Source organism: Pseudomonas sp. PDM32, assembly GCF_019219225.1.
Classification (GTDB): Bacteria; Pseudomonadota; Gammaproteobacteria; order Pseudomonadales; family Pseudomonadaceae; genus Aquipseudomonas; species Aquipseudomonas laurylsulfatiphila.
This window is the reverse complement of the sequence record NZ_JAHUWE010000085.1, coordinates 1-207: the sequence shown is the minus strand read 5'-3', so window position 1 is coordinate 207 and position 207 is coordinate 1. Positions and strand designations below refer to the sequence as shown.

Below are 207 nucleotides of genomic sequence, written 5' to 3'. Positions count from 1 at the left end.
ACTCGGTGACGGTGGTCGGGCCGGTGTAGACGTCGTTGCCGACGCTGACCGGCAGGCTGCCAGAGCTCTGACCTTCGGCGATGGTGATGACCTTGCCGCTGTCCAACGTCACGGTGACCGGACCGTTCTGCGCGGTGACCGGTTTGCCCTGGGCATCGGTCAGCGTGGCGGTGTAGGTGATGGTGCCGTTCTCGTCGACGCTCGGCG

General features: G+C 66.7%; 1 protein-coding gene. It reads right to left on the bottom strand.

Annotated features, from left to right (window positions below; all coding sequences use genetic code 11):
- Nucleotides 1–207: immunoglobulin-like domain-containing protein (locus KW846_RS29890; protein WP_218486484.1), on the bottom strand; the 207-nt coding region annotated here is incomplete at both ends.